Here is a 15,261-nt window from a genome sequence, read left to right on the forward strand (position 1 = left end):
ACCAAGAAACGCTTTAAGGAACTCCCGATGTTCGAAATCATTAAACCCGACGTAAATTTCCAGATCGTCGCGAAGCAGCGCTTTTTCCTCATCGTCTCGGCGATCGGTGTCTTGCTCAGCCTCGCCGCTATCATCTTCATGGGGCCGACCTACGGCATCGACTTTAAGGGCGGCAGCGACATCATCCTTCGCTTCACCGAAGACGTCGAAGCCCAGGCGGTGCGTGACGCCGCCGACCGCGCCGGCCTGCCCGACGCCCAGGTCCAGCGCTACGGCACCAAAGAGCAGAAGACCTTCCTGGTCCAGACGCGCGCCGCCTCGGTCATGGACGAGACCAAAGCCGACGAGATCCGCGAGAACCTGGCCAAAATCGGCACCGTCACCGAGTTCACCTGGGCCCCCAACCAGCCCAACCGCGCCCGCGTCACCTTCGACGCCCCGGTCAGCACCGACGAGATCAAGAAGACCGTCGAGAAATCCGACCTCCAGGGCATCGAGGTCGCCGAGTCGAACACCTCGGGGCAGAATCGCTACGACATCAGCTTCGAAGACCTGCAGACCTTCGTGACCGACGCCTTCGCCGAGGAATTCCCGACCCAATTCGACCCCGCCCACGGCATCGCCCGTATGGAGACGGTCGGCTCAACGGTCGGCGCTCAGTTCCGCAACGCCGGTATCCTGTCGCTGCTCGTCGCGCTGCTGGCCATCATGCTCTATATCGCGATCCGCTTCGACATTCGCTACGCCCCGGGCGCGGTCGTCTCGCTGCTCCACGACATCATCATCGTCGTCGGTATCTTCACCATCATTCAGCACGAGATCAGCCTGCCGACCATCGCCGCGCTGCTGACCATCCTCGGCTATAGTATCAACGATACGATTATCGTTTATGACCGTATTCGCGAGAACCTCGCCAGCGCTGATGACGACGCCTCCGTGCCGGAAGTCGCTAACCGCAGCATCAACGAGACGCTGAGCCGCACGATCATGACCAGTACGACCACCCTGCTCGCCATCTCGGCCATCGCCGTGCTCGGCAGCGGTATCATCCAGGACTTCGCCCTGGCCCTGATTATCGGTATCGCCGTCGGTACCTACAGCTCGATCTTCGTCGCCTCCTCGGTCATGGTTCGCCTCGACGCGTTCATCACCTCGCGCCGCGAAGCCCAGGAGCTCATCGACGCTCAGGCCGCCGACGCAGCACCCTCGGCCTAATGCACCAAATCAGCAGGCGTTGACCCCGAGTTAACGCATACGCGAGAGGCGGCCTTTTTAATAAAAGGCCGCCTTTCTTATTTTCTTCGCCTAGGCTGACGCCTACATTGTCCTATGTTAGAATTCTGAAGAACCTCGCGAGCCTGTCGCCTTTGTGAGAGACTCGCGTCTCAAGCTCGCTTTTATTTCGCCCGAACGACGTTTTTGCCTCGACCCTCTTACGGTTCACCGCATGACCTGGGACTCCGACATGGCTGCATATCCACGCAGGTGGATCCTCAGGCGCAGCCGGCCCGCCCAATGGCGCGCGCTCCAGCAGGAGTTCGACCTCCACCCGCTCACCGCTCAACTGCTCTTCCAGCGCGGCTTCTCCGACCTCGAGGAGCTCGACACCTTCTTGAACCCCTCGCTGGCCAAGATGCATGATCCCTTCCTCATGAAGGATATGGGCCGCGCGGTCTACGAGGTGTTGCTCGCGCTCGACGGCGGCCAACGCATCGTCATCCACGGCGACTACGACGTCGACGGCATCTGCAGCGTCTCGGTGCTCTACTCGTTTTTGCGCGCCCTCGGGGCGAACGTCAGCTATTTTATCCCCACCCGCGAGCAGAACGGCTACGGCATCGCCGAGCCCACCGTGCGCAGGCTCGCCCAAGACGGCAACGACCTTCTCATCAGCACCGATTGCGGGGTGTCGAACGTCGACGAGATCGCCCTGGCCCGCGAACTCGGCATGCGCGTGGTCGTGGTCGACCACCACACCGTCCCCGAGATCCTCCCGCCGGCAAACGCGATCCTCAACCCGCTGCAACGCGATTGTAATTTCCCCTTCAAGCAACTCGCTGCGGTCGGCGTGACCTTTAATTTCGTGGTCGCGCTGCGCAAAGAACTGCGCAGCCGCGGCGTCTTCGCCCACGTCAAAGAGCCCGATATTCGCGCGCTCCTCGACCTGGTCGCCATGGGCACCATCGCCGACGTCATGCCGCTCGTCGGCGAGAACCGGATCTTTGTCAGGAGCGGCCTGGAGATCCTCGGCAGCAAAAAACGCCCGGGCATCGCCGCGCTCCTGGAGCGCATCGGCCGCCCCGAAAGCCAGGTCAACACCGAGACCGTCAGCTACGGCATCGCCCCGCGCCTCAACGCCGCCGGGCGCATCGGCGACGCCTCGATTTGCGTCGAATTGCTCACCACCCGCAGCTACCAGCGCGCCCTGCAACTCGCCGAGCGACTCGACGCCATGAACCGGCGCCGCCAGGAGGTTGAGCGCGGGATCCTCGACGAGGCGCTCGCCAAAGCCCAGGCCGAAGTCGACCTCGAACGGAAGATTTTGCTGATCGCAGGCGTTGATTGGCCAGGCGGCGTGCTTGGTATCGTCGCCAGCCGACTCACCGAGCGCTACCACCGCCCCGCCATCATCGTCAGCATCCAAGACGGCGTCGCCCGGGGCAGCGCCCGAAGCATCGAGGGATTCGATATCTTGGACTTATTGCGCCAATCAGACCCGCTGCTGTCCACCTACGGTGGCCACACTGCGGCGGCAGGGCTGTCATTCGCCGCCGATAATTTGGAGGCATTGCGCGACGCCCTCAACCAGAGCGCCAACGTCGTGCTAAAGACCAGCGGGCTGCCGACCCCGCAGATTGTGCTCGATGGCAGCGTCGAGTTGGGCGATCTCGACGAGCGCTTCGTGCGCGACCTCGCGCGCCTCGCCCCGTTCGGCATGGCCAACGCCGAGCCGATCTTTTTGGCCGAGCACACGATCGCCTCGCGCGCCCGCGTCGTCGGCAGCGACCACCTGCGCGCCCGCTTTCGCGACGACACCGCCGCGCTCGACGCCATCGGCTTTTCATTGGCCGATCGCCAGCCGCTGCTTAGCTCCGCGGTCGCCATCGCCTTCTCGCCGCGCCACTCGACCTTCCGCGGGCGCGCGCGCCTGGAGATGCACCTCAGAGACATCCGCAGCGCCGTCAACAACCAGGCTGACGAGGTCTTCGACGCCCTCGAATCGCACGACGCGCCCAACGATTAAGACGACCTAATTCGCCCAACCCGAGACACATCGCGCCCACGCGCCCCCCATTTACACCACCTGATTTATGGCTCTAAAACGACGCCGCAACGCCAGTCACTGGCTGATCCTCACCCAGATCGTGCTCTTATCCATCATGTTGATCGTGATTCTGTTCTTCCGCGATCTCATCGCCACCGGCGCGAGCAACTTCGTCGGCGTCTTTGGCAATGACGATATCCAGGTCGAGGCGCCCGCTGAGCCCGGCGCCCCATCGGACCTCTCGTCGGAGCCCCCGGCAGACAACCTAGAGATGGACCTCAACATCAAGCCCAACGCTGACCCGGCAGAGGATGCCGAATAAGCGTCGGGCCGGCGGCGACTTTATTTCGCCTGCTTGATCGACAGCGCGATGCGCCCACGGTCCTGGTCGACCGACACGACGACCACCTTCACCTGATCCCCCACGCTCAACACGGCGTGGGGGTTTTTGACATAGCGCTGGGCCATCTCACTGACGTGTACCAGCCCGTCTTGCTTAACCCCGATATCGACGAAGGCGCCGAAGTCGACCACGTTTCGCACGGTGCCAACCAACTGCATGCCCTCTTCAAGATCGTCCATCGACAGCACGTCGCTGCGAAGTTGCGGCCGGTCGAAATCATCACGCGGGTCACGCCCCGGCCTCAACAGACCGTCTACGATATCGTTAAGCGTGTACTTACCCACGTTGTGCCGCTCGGCCAGCGCGCTGAGCTCGCCCGAGGTGCGCAGGCGCTCCAGGCCCCTGGCCACCGCGGGGTCGCCCAATTGCTCGCTGCTTCCGCCCGCTTGCTTCAAGATCGCGCGGGCGAGGTCGTAGTTCTCGGGGTGAATTCCGGTGCGATCGAGCGGCTCCGATCCGTCGCGAATCCGCAGGAAACCCGCGCATTGCTCAAAGGTCTTCGCCCCCAAGCCGCGCACCTTCTCTAACTCCTTGCGCGAGCCGATCTGGCCGACCTTTCCGCGGTGGCGAATCACCCGCGCGGCCAGCGTCGGCCCGATGCCCGCGACCCGCGCGAGCAACTGCTCCGAGGCCGAGTTCACGTCGACGCCCACGCCGTTGACGACGTCCTCAACCACCGCGTCGAGCGACTCCATCAGCCGGGTCTGGTTGACGTCATGCTGGTACATGCCGACGCCGATGCTCTTCGGGTCGATCTTCACAAGCTCCGCCAACGGATCCTGCAGGCGCCGCCCGATCGACACCGCGCCGCGCACCGAAACATCAAGATCGGGAAACTCCTCACGCGCGACGTCCGACGCGCTGTAGATACTCGCCCCGGCCTCGTTGACCATCGCGTAATGCACCGAGCCGGCGACCGACCCGCTGCGCTCCATATCCCGGATCGCCTCGGCCGCGGCCTGCTCGGTCTCGCGACTTCCGGTGCCGTTACCGACCGCGATCACGTCGATCTCATATTTCTCCACCAGCGCGCGAATAATCGCCGGAGCGTTCGCCTTTCGCCCGTCATGGATATGAATCATGCTCGTGCCGAGCAGCGCGCCGGTCTCATCGACCGCGGCGATCTTGCAGCCGGTCCGATACCCCGGGTCGATCCCCAGGATCCTCTGCCCGGCCAGCGGCGGCTGAAGCAGCAGATTCTTCAGATTGAGCCCGAAGACGTTAATGGCGTGCTCTTCGGCCTTTTCTTCAAGCTCCCGGCGAAGATCGCGCTCGGTGCTCGGGTGAATGAGGCGCTTAAAGGAATCCTCGATCGCCTCGTCGACCAGGCGGCGCGCCGCGGGCGACTGGACGTTATTCTTGCGGCGCGAAATCCAGCGCACCATGGCGTCGGCGTCGACCTCAAGACCCGCGCTGAGCACCTTCTCCTTCTCGCCGCGCCGTATCGCCAGCACCTGGTGCGGCTTCGCCGAGCCAAAGGAGGTCGAGAAATCGAAATACAGCTTGAAATTCGGGTCCTCATCGCCGCCGCGCCGCCGCCGGCACCCCAGACGCCCGCTCTTGCGCGCCTCGTCACGCACATGCTCGCGCACATCGGCATCGTCCGCGATATCCTCGGCGATAATATCTTTGGCCCCGCCGATCACCTCATCGACCGTCCCAAAGTCCTCGCCAATATGGCGCTGGGCGATGCCGAGAAAATCACCGCCCTGCAGGATCGCCTCGACCACCGGCTCCAGCCCGGCCTCGCGCGCCTTCTGCCCGCGCGTGCGACGCTTCTGCTTATAGGGCGCATAGAGGTCGTCGAGGCGCGACATCGTCTCGGCGCGCTCAAGCTCCGCCCGCAGCGCCTTCGTGAGCTTGCCCTGCTCCTCGATGGTCTTGACGATCATCGCCCGCCGATCTTCGAGCTGACGAATCTCTTCGGCGACCGCTGCCACGTCGCGAATCTGAACCTCATCGAGGTTCCCGGTGCCCTCTTTTCGATACCGCGCAATAAACGGGACCGTATTGCCCTCATCGAGCAGATCCACGGTGCCGCGCACCTGACGGTCGCTCAAATTCAGACGCTTCGCGATCCGTCCGATAAGCTCGCGAACGTCATATGCGCCAGGGGTTGATTGGGTCGAAGTCGTACTCATTGATGCGTCCTCTTTGTATTCGATTATCAGATATCCATACGTCGCCGGCCCCTTATTGATGCACATGCAGAGGCCAAAAACTCGCGCCCACCCGCCGTGTTGGCGAGGCGGTCGCGTACTCTATTTCAGCGCCCAGGTCTTCGCTGCGCAAAGCCCGTGGCGGGGCTATTCGATGATCTCGAGCTCCACGGCCTCCAAGAAATCCCGGGCATCGAAGAGCGCCGCGGCCGAGGTGAACCCGCCCTGCTTCGGGGGCGCGGCGATGACGCGCCGGGCGGCCTCGACGATGATCCGTGCGGTCGTCAGGTACGGGTCGCCGCCGGCGATCGCGACGAAAAAACTCCCGTCATCGGGATCAAAAGCGGTCACGCGAAACTCGGGCTGATGGTCCCCCACCGTCATCTTATCTTCCGCCGAGCTCCGCTCACTCGACTTCATCGGCGCGGCCTTATCTCGGTGCGGATCGCCGTCGCTGCGATCGATGAGGCGGTCCAGAATCGGTCGCGCGAAGCCAAGCGCCGGCACGAACAGACCGAGCCCACGCTGGAGCGCCCGACCCACCCGGGCGCCGGTCGCCACGCAGGTCTCCACCTGGGTGATATGCTCGGCAAAGAGCGGCACTTGCAGCGACTCGCCTCCCGGGATCCACAGCGCGCTCACCCCCGGGCGCCCGGGACGCGGCACGTCGAAGACACGGTAGCCCATGCGACACTTGGACAACTTCCCATCAATGAAGGTCAAGCCCGGATTGGTGATCGCGCGCAACACCGACTTTTTGGTGCCATGCGACATGCCAGAATTTCGCTGCGCGTAGCAGATTCCCAGGCGATCGGCGCCCGCGCGCACCGCCAGGCGCGCGGCAAAGCCACCCACCGCGTACTCGTAGGCCGTGGCCGGGGCGAGCACCACCCCGCGCTCGCGCGCCCGAGCGCCGAAATCCTGCTGGACCTGTCGCATAAACGACTGCTCCCCGGTGGTGTCGAAATAATGCACTTCGTTTCGCAGCGCCGCAGCCACAACCGGCAGGCCCACGTCGCAAAACGGCCCGGCGCAATTGATAAGCACGTCCACGCCGTCGAGCATGGTGTCGAGCGAGGCGGCGTAGTCCACCGAGGCCTGCCGCGTCTGTACCACCACGTCGTGGCTGGCGCGGACCTCCGCGGCGAGCACGTCGAGTTTGGACTGCGTGCGCCCGGCGATAATGAATGAATCGACCCGGCTGGCCAACTCACGCACGACTAATTTCCCGGTAAAACCGGTCGCACCATACACTGCTATTCTTGGTTGCGTCGTCATAATCCCGCTCGGTTTAAGTCGAATTTATTGAGGCTTTAGCACGCGCACCGGTTTCAGGCGCGGCGCACCCGTGTCGTCCGAGATCGCCTTTACCTGGGCCATCGCGACCAACTCATCGGCGGCGTCAGCGATCGCGACAAACGCGTCCTTCTCGGCCGCCAGCCCTACGGCATCAATCTGCTGGCCATAGCCGATCGCGCGCACCTGGGCTTCATCGGCCACAAACGTTGTCATCCCGCGCATCATCTCCATCGGAGAGCGCAAAAGACCGGCGAAGTTCTCGGGCGTAATCTCCGCGAGCGGCGTCGCCTCGCTGAGGTCAAAATCCCCCACGCGCGTGCGACGGATGAGCGTCGTATAAGCCGCCGAGTCCAACGCGCGCGCGATATCGCGCGCCAGGGAGCGCACATAGGTCCCCGACCCACACCGCGTATGCAGTCGAGCGCGCGGCAGGGAACACGACTCCAGCACCAGCGACTCGATCATCACCGGCCGCGCCTTCATCTCGACCTCCTGGCCGTCGCGCGCCAACTTATACGCGCGCTCACCGTTGATCTTGATGGCCGAATAGATCGGCGGCACCTGCTCGATCGGCCCGCGAAATTGCCCCAAGACCTGCGCGAGCGCATCCTCGGTGACATGCTCCCAGCCCGACTCTTTCGAGGTCTCACCCTCGGCGTCCCCCGTGGTCGTCTCGCGCCCGAACTCCATCTCGAAGTCGTATTCTTTGGTGTCGAGGGTCAAAAATCGCGCCAGCTTCGTGCAACTTCCGACCACGATCGGCAGCAGCCCGGTCGCCAACGGATCCAGCGTTCCGGTGTGGCCCACCTTGCGTGTCCTGCCGACGCGCCGCACCTGGCGCACCACGTCAAAACTGCTGATTCCCGCCGGTTTATCGATAAGCAAAAGACCATTCATATTTTATATTCGTCTTTAATCGAGAAGATATTCGATACGGTGCCGCGCGCTCCCGCCACACCCTAAATACGTGGCCCGCTATAGCACGATGCGCCGATTGTCGCGCCTATCAATTCGCGCCAGGCGCGGCTCAAGCAAAGCGCGCGGCGCAAACAAAAACGCCCCGCCGATATCAAATATCGTGGGGCGAAATCGCCGGGGCGGTGACTTAAAATACTACTCCCGCAGCGCCACCTCAGGGAGTGTCCAATAAGTCGACGAGCGCCTGGCTCAACTTCTCGACGATCTCATCGCTGGTCCCAACGATCGTGCAGCCCGCGGCGTTATAATGGCCGCCGCCGCCGAACTTCGCCGCCAGCGCCGACACGTCGACCTTTCCGCGCGAGCGAAACGAGATGCGCCACGCCCCGTCGGCGGCCTCACGGATCTGTGTGGCCACTTCGACCCCGCGGATGGCGCGCGCGTAATTGATAAACCCGTCGGTAAGATCGGTGTCGGTGCCCGCCGCGGCGAACATCTTGTCCTCGACCCGCAAAAACGCCAGCCGCCCGCAACCCGAGAACTCAAGCGTGTCGAGCACCATGGCGAGCAGCGTGAGCCGCTCGCGCGGTTGGCTCTCGTAGATCTCGGAGGTCATTTTCCACGGCTCGACGCCCGCTTCAATGAGTTCGCCGGCGATCCGAAAGGTCGTGCGCGAGGTATTCGAATAGCGAAAACTCCCCGTGTCGGTCATCAAGCAGCAATAGAGGGCTTCAGCCAGGCCGATGCTCATCGCGACGCCCGCCGCGGTGGCAATACGCCAGACCAACTCACCGGCCGCGGCCGCCCTCACGTCGCGGACATAGACATCGGCAAACTCGGAATTCCAGGTTTTGTGATGGTCAACGACCGCAACCTTAATCGGCGCGCTTGCGGCGCCCTGGCGCTCGCCGAGCCAGGCGGCGAAGTCATCTCCGACCCGCGCGGCTTCGGCGCAATCGAGGATCACCGCCACGTCGATCGGACCCTGCGGAAGCTCCTGGACGAGGCGGTCCGCCCCTTCCAAAAAACCGAAGTTATACGGGACCGGGTCACGGTTATACAGGACGACATCCTTGCCCATCGCCTCCAAGAAAAGCGTCATCGCCACGCTTGAGCCGATGGCATCACCGTCCGGCGAGGTATGGGCGACAACAAGAAAGCGCTGATTTTGAGCCACCTGGCTCAAAAAGCGCTTAATCGCGTCATCTAAATGGGAGGATGTCGGGACGATTTCGGAGGGCGCGTCAACGCGCGTAGACGAAGTCATGATCTATCGGGGCCAGGATACGCAATAATAAATTGCAAAAATTTCTGAATTTGGACAGCCCGAAAATTACACGTCTTCTTCGGGGATGTCCAGATTCGAAAGCAATTCATCCATATGCCGCCCGCGTTCGACCGACTCATCGTAGATGAACGTCAAATGCGGCATATAGCGCAGGTCCAACTGCTTGCCGATCTCATGTTTGAGATACCCTTCGATGCGCTCGAGACCCGCTTGTGTTTTCGGGTCCGCTTCGCGCTGGTCGAGCATCACATAAAAGATCTTGGCGTTGGTTAAATCCGGGCTGACTTCGACCGAGATGACCTGGACCTTCTGTACGCGCGGGTCATCCACGTCGCTCAGCAAGAGCATTGCAATAACTTCGTGCAATTGCTGAGCGACGCGGGTGCTGCGCTTATAGCCACGTTTGGAGTGTGCCATTAATTCTTCCTATCCAGCCGGCCTGAATTAAAGGGTCGCGGCGACTTCGATATATTCGAACCCTTCGATGATATCACCGAGTTCGAAATCGTTATAACCTTCGACGGAGACACCACATTCAAAGTCCTTCTTGACCTCATTAACGTCATCGCGGAAGCGACGCAGCGAGGAGATCGTGGACTCGTGTACGGTTTTTCCACCGCGCAACACACGGACATGCGCGTTGCGACGCAGGACACCGTCGGTGACCATACAACCGGCGACCATGCCGGAGCGAGGGGTGGTGAACAGGTCGCGAACTTCCGCGTGCCCGGTGACCTTCTCCTCGATAATCGGCGACAGCAAGCTCTCCAGAATCTTATTAATCTGGTTAATCGCGTCGTAGATGATGCTGTGGGTAAGAATCTTGACGTGATTCGCCTCGGCGACGGCTGCGGCGCGCGAATCAGGGCGCACATTGAAGCCGACGATGACGCAACCGGACTCTGCGGAGGCCGCGAGTTGGACGTCGTTCTCGGTAATACCGCCGACACCAAATCGAATCACGTTGACCCGAACTTCTTTGTTACCCAACTTCAGGAAGGCGTCGCGAACCGCTTCCACCGAGCCCTGGACGTCGCCCTTGAGGATGACGTTGAGCTCTTTGACTTCGCCCTCTTCGATCATCTTCGAGATGTCTTCGAGGCTGCCGGTGGTGGCGCGAGCACGCTGCGCCATGGCTTCTTTGCGGCGCTGCGCGGACACGTTATCGGTGATGCGCTTGGCGTCTTTCTCATCGGGGACCGAGAAGAAAGGCTCGCCGGCTTCCGGGATTCCGCCAAGACCGGTGATCTCAACCGGCGTGCTGGGTCCAGCTTCCTTGGTGGTCTTGCCCTGGTCATCATACATCGTTCGCACGCGGCCATAATACTGACCACTGACCACGATATCGCCCTGTCGAAGCGTACCGCGCTGCACCAACATGGTGGCCACGGGTCCACGTCCAACGTCGAGCTCTGCCTCGATGATAACGCCCTGCGCGTCGCGGTCGGGGTTGGCCTTGAGCTCTTCGATCTCGGCCTGAAGCGCGATCATCTCGAGCAATTCAGCCACGCCGATTCCCTGCTTCGCGCTGACTTCGGCGAAGAGCGTCGTGCCGCCCCATTCCTCGGGGATAAGCGAGTATTCGGTCAACGCCTGCTTAATACGACCCGGGTTGGCGGTGTCCTTATCGACCTTGTTAATGGCGACGATAATCGGAACTCCAGCATCGCGGGAGTGGTTGATGGCCTCGACCGTCTGCGGCATGACGCCGTCGTCGGCTGCGATAACCAGGACCACAATATCGGTGGCTTTTGCACCACGCTGGCGCAGCTGGGTGAACGCCTCATGACCCGGGGTATCCAGGAAGGTCATCTCGCTGCCGTCACCGGTGCGCACTTTATAGGCGCCGATATGCTGCGTGATTCCGCCTGCCTCTCCGCCGATGACGTTCGCGTTGCGAATCGCGTCGAGCAGCGAGGTTTTACCATGGTCAACGTGACCCATGACCGTGACGACCGGAGCGCGCGACTTCAGCAACTCGGGGGCGTCTTCGGAAGTATCGTAGAAGTTCGAGATATCGAACGCGACGTTCTCGACGGTATATCCGAACTCGTCGGCGACCAGCACCGCGGTCTCGTAGTCGAGCATCGTGTTCACGGTCGCCATCATGCCCGATTCGAGCAATTTCATTGCGACTTCACCGGCCTTAATACCCATCTGATGGGCAAGGTCACCGACCGAAATAACGTCTTCGATGCGGATGACGCGCTTATGCTCGGCGGCCTCGGTAATCTGCGTCTTCTGCGGAGCTTTACGCCCACGGCTCTTGCGCTTGTTGCGACGGCCGCGTTTTTTGCCATAAAGATCGCTGCCCTCGACGACGCGCTTGCGCGAACGACCGCGGCTTCCGGCGCTGCTGCGACCGCGTCCCTTCGTGGACTTCGACGGACCAGGAGTAAAGTCTTTGCCCTCGGCCGACAGACGGTCTTTGACGACATTGGTGTCAATCTGACCCAGAATTCGTGCGCCACCGCCGCCTTCTTTACGCTTGCGTCGACGACGAGGCGCCGCTGCAGCGACAGGCTTCTTGTCGGACTCGGGCGTCTTCTCGTTGGTCGCGGGTGTCGCTTTCTCAGCGGCTGCCGCGGGTGCCTCAGCTTTCGCGGGCGCCTCAGCTTTTTCGGCCACGGCGTCGGTTGCCTCGGCAGCCTTCTCGGCGACCGGAGCTTCCTCAGCGACTTCGGACTTGGCAGCCTCGACCTCGGCCGGAGCTTCGTCGACGGCTTTCGTCTCCGTCGCTTCCTTAACCTCGACCGGTGCGGCCTCTTCTTCGGCCGGCTCGTCAGCGGCTTCGACGGGCTCCTCGACAACGGGCGTCGACTCAACTTCATCGGCGACCGGCGCCTCCTCGACCTCGGCCTCGACGACTTCTTCCTGCACCTCGGCCTCTTTGGCCACCGGCTTGGTCGAAATCTCGGCGCTCGCCTCGCCCTCGGCAGCTTCGCCCACCACAACTTTCTTGCGGCGGCGACGAACCGTCGGCGCAATCACGTCGCCCGAGGCTTCATCGGCCTTGGCGTCCGCGTCGCTCTCAGCTTCATCGGATTTGCGCCGAACACGAGTGCGGGTCACAATCCCGGGCTGCTCGGTTTCTTCCGACGCAGTCGGCTTGGACTCAGCCGCCTTCTTAGGCTTCTTGGCAACCTTCGCCTCGCCCTTGTCGGAGCTCCCCAGAGCTGCTTTCAGCTGGGAGATCTCTTCAGGACTCAACTTGGTCATATAATTATTCGCCGTGAAACCTAGCGACAGTTCATTGATCTTGGTGACCAATACCTGGCGATCCAGACCCAACTCTTTGGCGACTTCGTATACTCTTTGACTCGGCATGTGCTCTCCGCTCTGTTCGCTGAAGCCTGGCATGGCGGCGAACAGGAAACCTCAAATTAGGCTACTATATCTCTATCGACTGGCGCGTGCACAATCGACCGGCACTGCATACTTCGCTTTGCTACCAGATTCAACCCCGACAGACCTTCGGCCGGCCGGGATGCCTCAAAGCGACTCCAGATGCTCTTTAATGTCGATGTCCCGGCGTATTCTCGCCAGGCAACGCGATGGGGCTACAGCGACTACCGCCACGAAGGCGCGTCCACTCAGGGCCCCGAGTTCTTCTCCGCTAAGCGTCTGGCGCACCGGAATGCCCTTTCGCTCGGCGTTGCTGCTGAATTTGTGACGTGTGCTTTCGCTGGCATCACGCGCCACCAACAGCAGTGCAACTTGATCCGACTTAACGGCCTCTGCAACAGCCGTACCGCCCAGAAATAACTTTTGCGACTTCAGCGCGACCCGCAAACCCTCTTGCAGCCGCCGGTAGACACCGATGCAAACATCATCAATCAATGTATCGGCGTCAACCTGTACTTTGGTCTTAAACCCGCGGGAAAACCCGCCCTTCTGCGCGGCGCCTAGCAGGCACTCACGGCGAGCGTGAACATACGCACCACGCCCGGGAGCCTTTTGACGAAGATCGTAAATCAGGCCACCTTCCTCGTGATAAATAAACCTCTCGAGGTCTTCCTTCTGCGCCGGCTCACGGCAGCTCACGCAAATGCGCTCGGGCTGTGATTTGCTGGCTTCAGCTTTCTTTTGGTCGTTCGCGGCCTGAATCTTCGTCTCTCCTAAATAATATTAAGCGTAATAACAACCCTGCAACACGCAACCTCCTCCATTAATTGCAGGAGGTCGCGTGTTTGGGCTTATTCTTCTTCGCCAGCCGCGTCGTCCTGCTCCTCGGCGGCGTCCTCTTTCGGGGTCGCGGCTTCGGCAGCAGCGGCCTCCACGGTCGCAGCTTCCTTGGCCATGACGGCCGCGGCGGCTGCGTTTGCCTTCGCGCTGGCGTACTCGAGACCGTAAAGCTCAAGCGCTTCTTCGGTTTCGATGCCTTGCTTGGCCTGGACCAATTCGCGGGCAGCGTACCAGAGTTGACGACCTTTTTTGGCGGGAATCCCCACCGCTTTGGCCATCGCCTCGGTGTCTCTTGCGAACGCGATACTCTCAATCTTCAGGTACCCAGCCTCATACAATTTGGCCGCGACCTTCGGACCGACCCCGCGAATTTCTTCAAGCGCCTGGCGCTCGTAGTCTTCGGGCGTCATCGCCTCGGGAGAACCCGGAGCGGGACGTGCCAGAATCTCGTCGGCGGCGTCGATAATAATCTCGGCCTGCTCGGAGTTGATTCCGGGGATCTGCGCGAGCTCTTCGATATTGGCCTGCGCCAAATACTCGAGCTTATTATAGCCAAGCGTGAACAGCGAGCTGACCATATCTTCGTCGATACCGTCGAACTCAAGCAAGCTCTCGCGCGCCTCTTTCATCAAGCTCTTAAGGCGAGTCTCACTGATGATGTCGAGGTTCCAACCCGTAAGTTGGGCGGCGAGGCGGACATTCTGCCCACCACGACCGATCGCCAGGCTAAGCTGGTCGTCCGGAACAATCAGCTCCATGGTCATATTATGCTCATCGATGAGCACCTTGCTGACCTCAGCCGGGCTGATGGCGTTGGTGACGAATCGTGCCGAGTCTTCGACGTAAGGCACGATATCGATCTTCTCGCCGTGCAACTCCTGCACGACCGCCTGAACCCGCGACCCACGCATACCGACGCATGCGCCGACCGGATCGACATCGCTATCACGGCTATACACGGCGACCTTGGTGCGAACACCCGGCTCACGCGCGACGGCGACGATACGAACGATGCCCTCGTAGATCTCGGGGACTTCGTGGCCAAAGAGGTTGATGATCAACTGCGGGTCAGCGCGCGTCAGGACAACCTGCGGGCTACGACTCGAGCGCTGAAGCTCTTTGATCATCGCCTGAACGCGGTCGCCCGGGCGATAACTCTCGCGCGGGGTCTGCTCGCGGCGCGGCAAAATCGCGTCGGCGCGGCCCAGGTCCACAATGATATTGCCCTTCTCGAAGCGTCGAACGATGCCGGTGACCATATCCCCGACGCGGTCCTTATACTCGTTGAAGATAATATCGCGCTCGGCCTCGCGCACCCGCTGGATAATAACCTGCTTGGCGGTCTGCGCGGCGATGCGACCAAAGGTCGACTTCGAGGATTCGAGCTTAAGCAATTCCCCGAAGCGCGCGTCCTGACTGCGGGCGCGCTCCTTATCGTCATCGCGATAGAAGATCTGGAAGAGCAATTCGTCGCCGGCTTCGGCGCTGAATCCAGCCTTCTCGATCTCCTCGGTTGATACCTCGCGGAACGGGTTATCGACGCTATCGTTCACAGTGACAATCTGGAATAGCTCAACTTCGCCGGAGTCCTCGTTAAACTGCGCCTCGATCTCGCGCTGCGGGCCGTAGGTACGGCGTGCAGCAGTCAAAATCGCGGCCTCGAGGGTCTCGATGAGGGTCTCGCGGTCAATCCCCTTGTCTCTGCCGACCTGTTCTATGACGGTGTTCAGATCCATGGAATACT

11 protein-coding genes are annotated in these 15,261 nt (G+C 61.6%); 3 read left to right on the forward strand and 8 right to left on the reverse strand.

The features are described 5' to 3' along the window. Window positions 1-27: 27 nt before the first annotated feature. From secF to DN745_RS09470, 3 genes are all read left to right on the forward strand, one after another. Complete coding sequence (secF, locus tag DN745_RS09460; protein WP_111334286.1) at window positions 28-1,215, forward strand: protein translocase subunit SecF; 1,188 nt, start codon at window positions 28-30, stop codon at window positions 1,213-1,215. Between the two features lie 250 nt (window positions 1,216-1,465). Continuing rightward, window positions 1,466-3,244, forward strand: coding sequence for a single-stranded-DNA-specific exonuclease RecJ (recJ, locus tag DN745_RS09465; protein ID WP_162687571.1), 1,779 nt, complete (start codon window positions 1,466-1,468; stop codon window positions 3,242-3,244). Between the two features lie 67 nt (window positions 3,245-3,311). Further along, window positions 3,312-3,587: a hypothetical protein gene (locus DN745_RS09470; RefSeq protein WP_111334290.1), complete on the forward strand. Its 276-nt coding sequence runs from the start codon at window positions 3,312-3,314 to the stop codon at window positions 3,585-3,587. A 20-nt stretch (window positions 3,588-3,607) separates the two neighbouring features. Here the strand turns inward: DN745_RS09470 and DN745_RS09475 are convergent, their stop codons facing one another. From DN745_RS09475 to nusA, 8 genes are all read right to left on the reverse strand, one after another. Then, window positions 3,608-5,809, reverse strand: a complete 2,202-nt coding sequence (locus tag DN745_RS09475) for a Tex family protein (protein ID WP_111337613.1) — start codon at window positions 5,807-5,809, stop codon at window positions 3,608-3,610. 165 nt (window positions 5,810-5,974) lie between these two features. Continuing rightward, entirely contained in the window at window positions 5,975-7,105 is a 1,131-nt protein-coding gene (locus DN745_RS09480) for a saccharopine dehydrogenase family protein (protein ID WP_111334292.1), read from the reverse strand. 24 nt (window positions 7,106-7,129) lie between these two features. Continuing rightward, the gene (truB, locus tag DN745_RS09485; RefSeq protein ID WP_111334293.1) at window positions 7,130-8,023 is read right to left on the reverse strand and encodes a tRNA pseudouridine(55) synthase TruB; all 894 of its coding nucleotides are present in this window, start codon (window positions 8,021-8,023) and stop codon (window positions 7,130-7,132) included. Between the two features lie 235 nt (window positions 8,024-8,258). Continuing rightward, window positions 8,259-9,311, reverse strand: a complete 1,053-nt coding sequence (locus DN745_RS09490) for a DHH family phosphoesterase (protein ID WP_111334295.1) — start codon at window positions 9,309-9,311, stop codon at window positions 8,259-8,261. A gap of 66 nt (window positions 9,312-9,377) precedes the next feature. Further along, entirely contained in the window at window positions 9,378-9,749 is a 372-nt protein-coding gene (gene rbfA / locus DN745_RS09495) for a 30S ribosome-binding factor RbfA (protein WP_111334297.1), read from the reverse strand. 27 nt (window positions 9,750-9,776) lie between these two features. Then, complete coding sequence (gene infB / locus DN745_RS09500; protein ID WP_162687572.1) at window positions 9,777-12,659, reverse strand: translation initiation factor IF-2; 2,883 nt, start codon at window positions 12,657-12,659, stop codon at window positions 9,777-9,779. Between the two features lie 165 nt (window positions 12,660-12,824). Then, window positions 12,825-13,376, reverse strand: coding sequence for a DUF448 domain-containing protein (locus tag DN745_RS09505; protein ID WP_111334301.1), 552 nt, complete (start codon window positions 13,374-13,376; stop codon window positions 12,825-12,827). A gap of 152 nt (window positions 13,377-13,528) precedes the next feature. Then, window positions 13,529-15,253, reverse strand: coding sequence for a transcription termination factor NusA (gene nusA, locus DN745_RS09510; RefSeq protein WP_111334303.1), 1,725 nt, complete (start codon window positions 15,251-15,253; stop codon window positions 13,529-13,531). Window positions 15,254-15,261 lie beyond the last annotated feature (8 nt).

The sequence above is a fragment of the Bradymonas sediminis genome (assembly GCF_003258315.1).
In the GTDB taxonomy this organism is placed as follows: Bacteria; Myxococcota_A; Bradymonadia; order Bradymonadales; family Bradymonadaceae; genus Bradymonas; species Bradymonas sediminis.

Excerpts from the sequence above, each read along its gene's own strand:
- DN745_RS09475 (WP_111337613.1), bottom strand. The coding sequence starts at position 5,809 with ATGAGTACGACTTCGACCCAATCAACCCCTGGCGCATATGACGTTCGC.
- DN745_RS09480 (WP_111334292.1), bottom strand. The coding sequence starts at position 7,105 with ATGACGACGCAACCAAGAATAGCAGTGTATGGTGCGACCGGTTTTACC.
- nusA (WP_111334303.1), bottom strand. The coding sequence starts at position 15,253 with ATGGATCTGAACACCGTCATAGAACAGGTCGGCAGAGACAAGGGGATT.
- DN745_RS09470 (WP_111334290.1), top strand. The coding sequence starts at position 3,312 with ATGGCTCTAAAACGACGCCGCAACGCCAGTCACTGGCTGATCCTCACC.
- recJ (WP_162687571.1), top strand. The coding sequence starts at position 1,466 with ATGGCTGCATATCCACGCAGGTGGATCCTCAGGCGCAGCCGGCCCGCC.
- infB (WP_162687572.1), bottom strand. The coding sequence starts at position 12,659 with ATGCCGAGTCAAAGAGTATACGAAGTCGCCAAAGAGTTGGGTCTGGAT.
- DN745_RS09490 (WP_111334295.1), bottom strand. The coding sequence starts at position 9,311 with ATGACTTCGTCTACGCGCGTTGACGCGCCCTCCGAAATCGTCCCGACA.
- secF (WP_111334286.1), top strand. The coding sequence starts at position 28 with ATGTTCGAAATCATTAAACCCGACGTAAATTTCCAGATCGTCGCGAAG.
- truB (WP_111334293.1), bottom strand. The coding sequence starts at position 8,023 with ATGAATGGTCTTTTGCTTATCGATAAACCGGCGGGAATCAGCAGTTTT.
- rbfA (WP_111334297.1), bottom strand. The coding sequence starts at position 9,749 with ATGGCACACTCCAAACGTGGCTATAAGCGCAGCACCCGCGTCGCTCAG.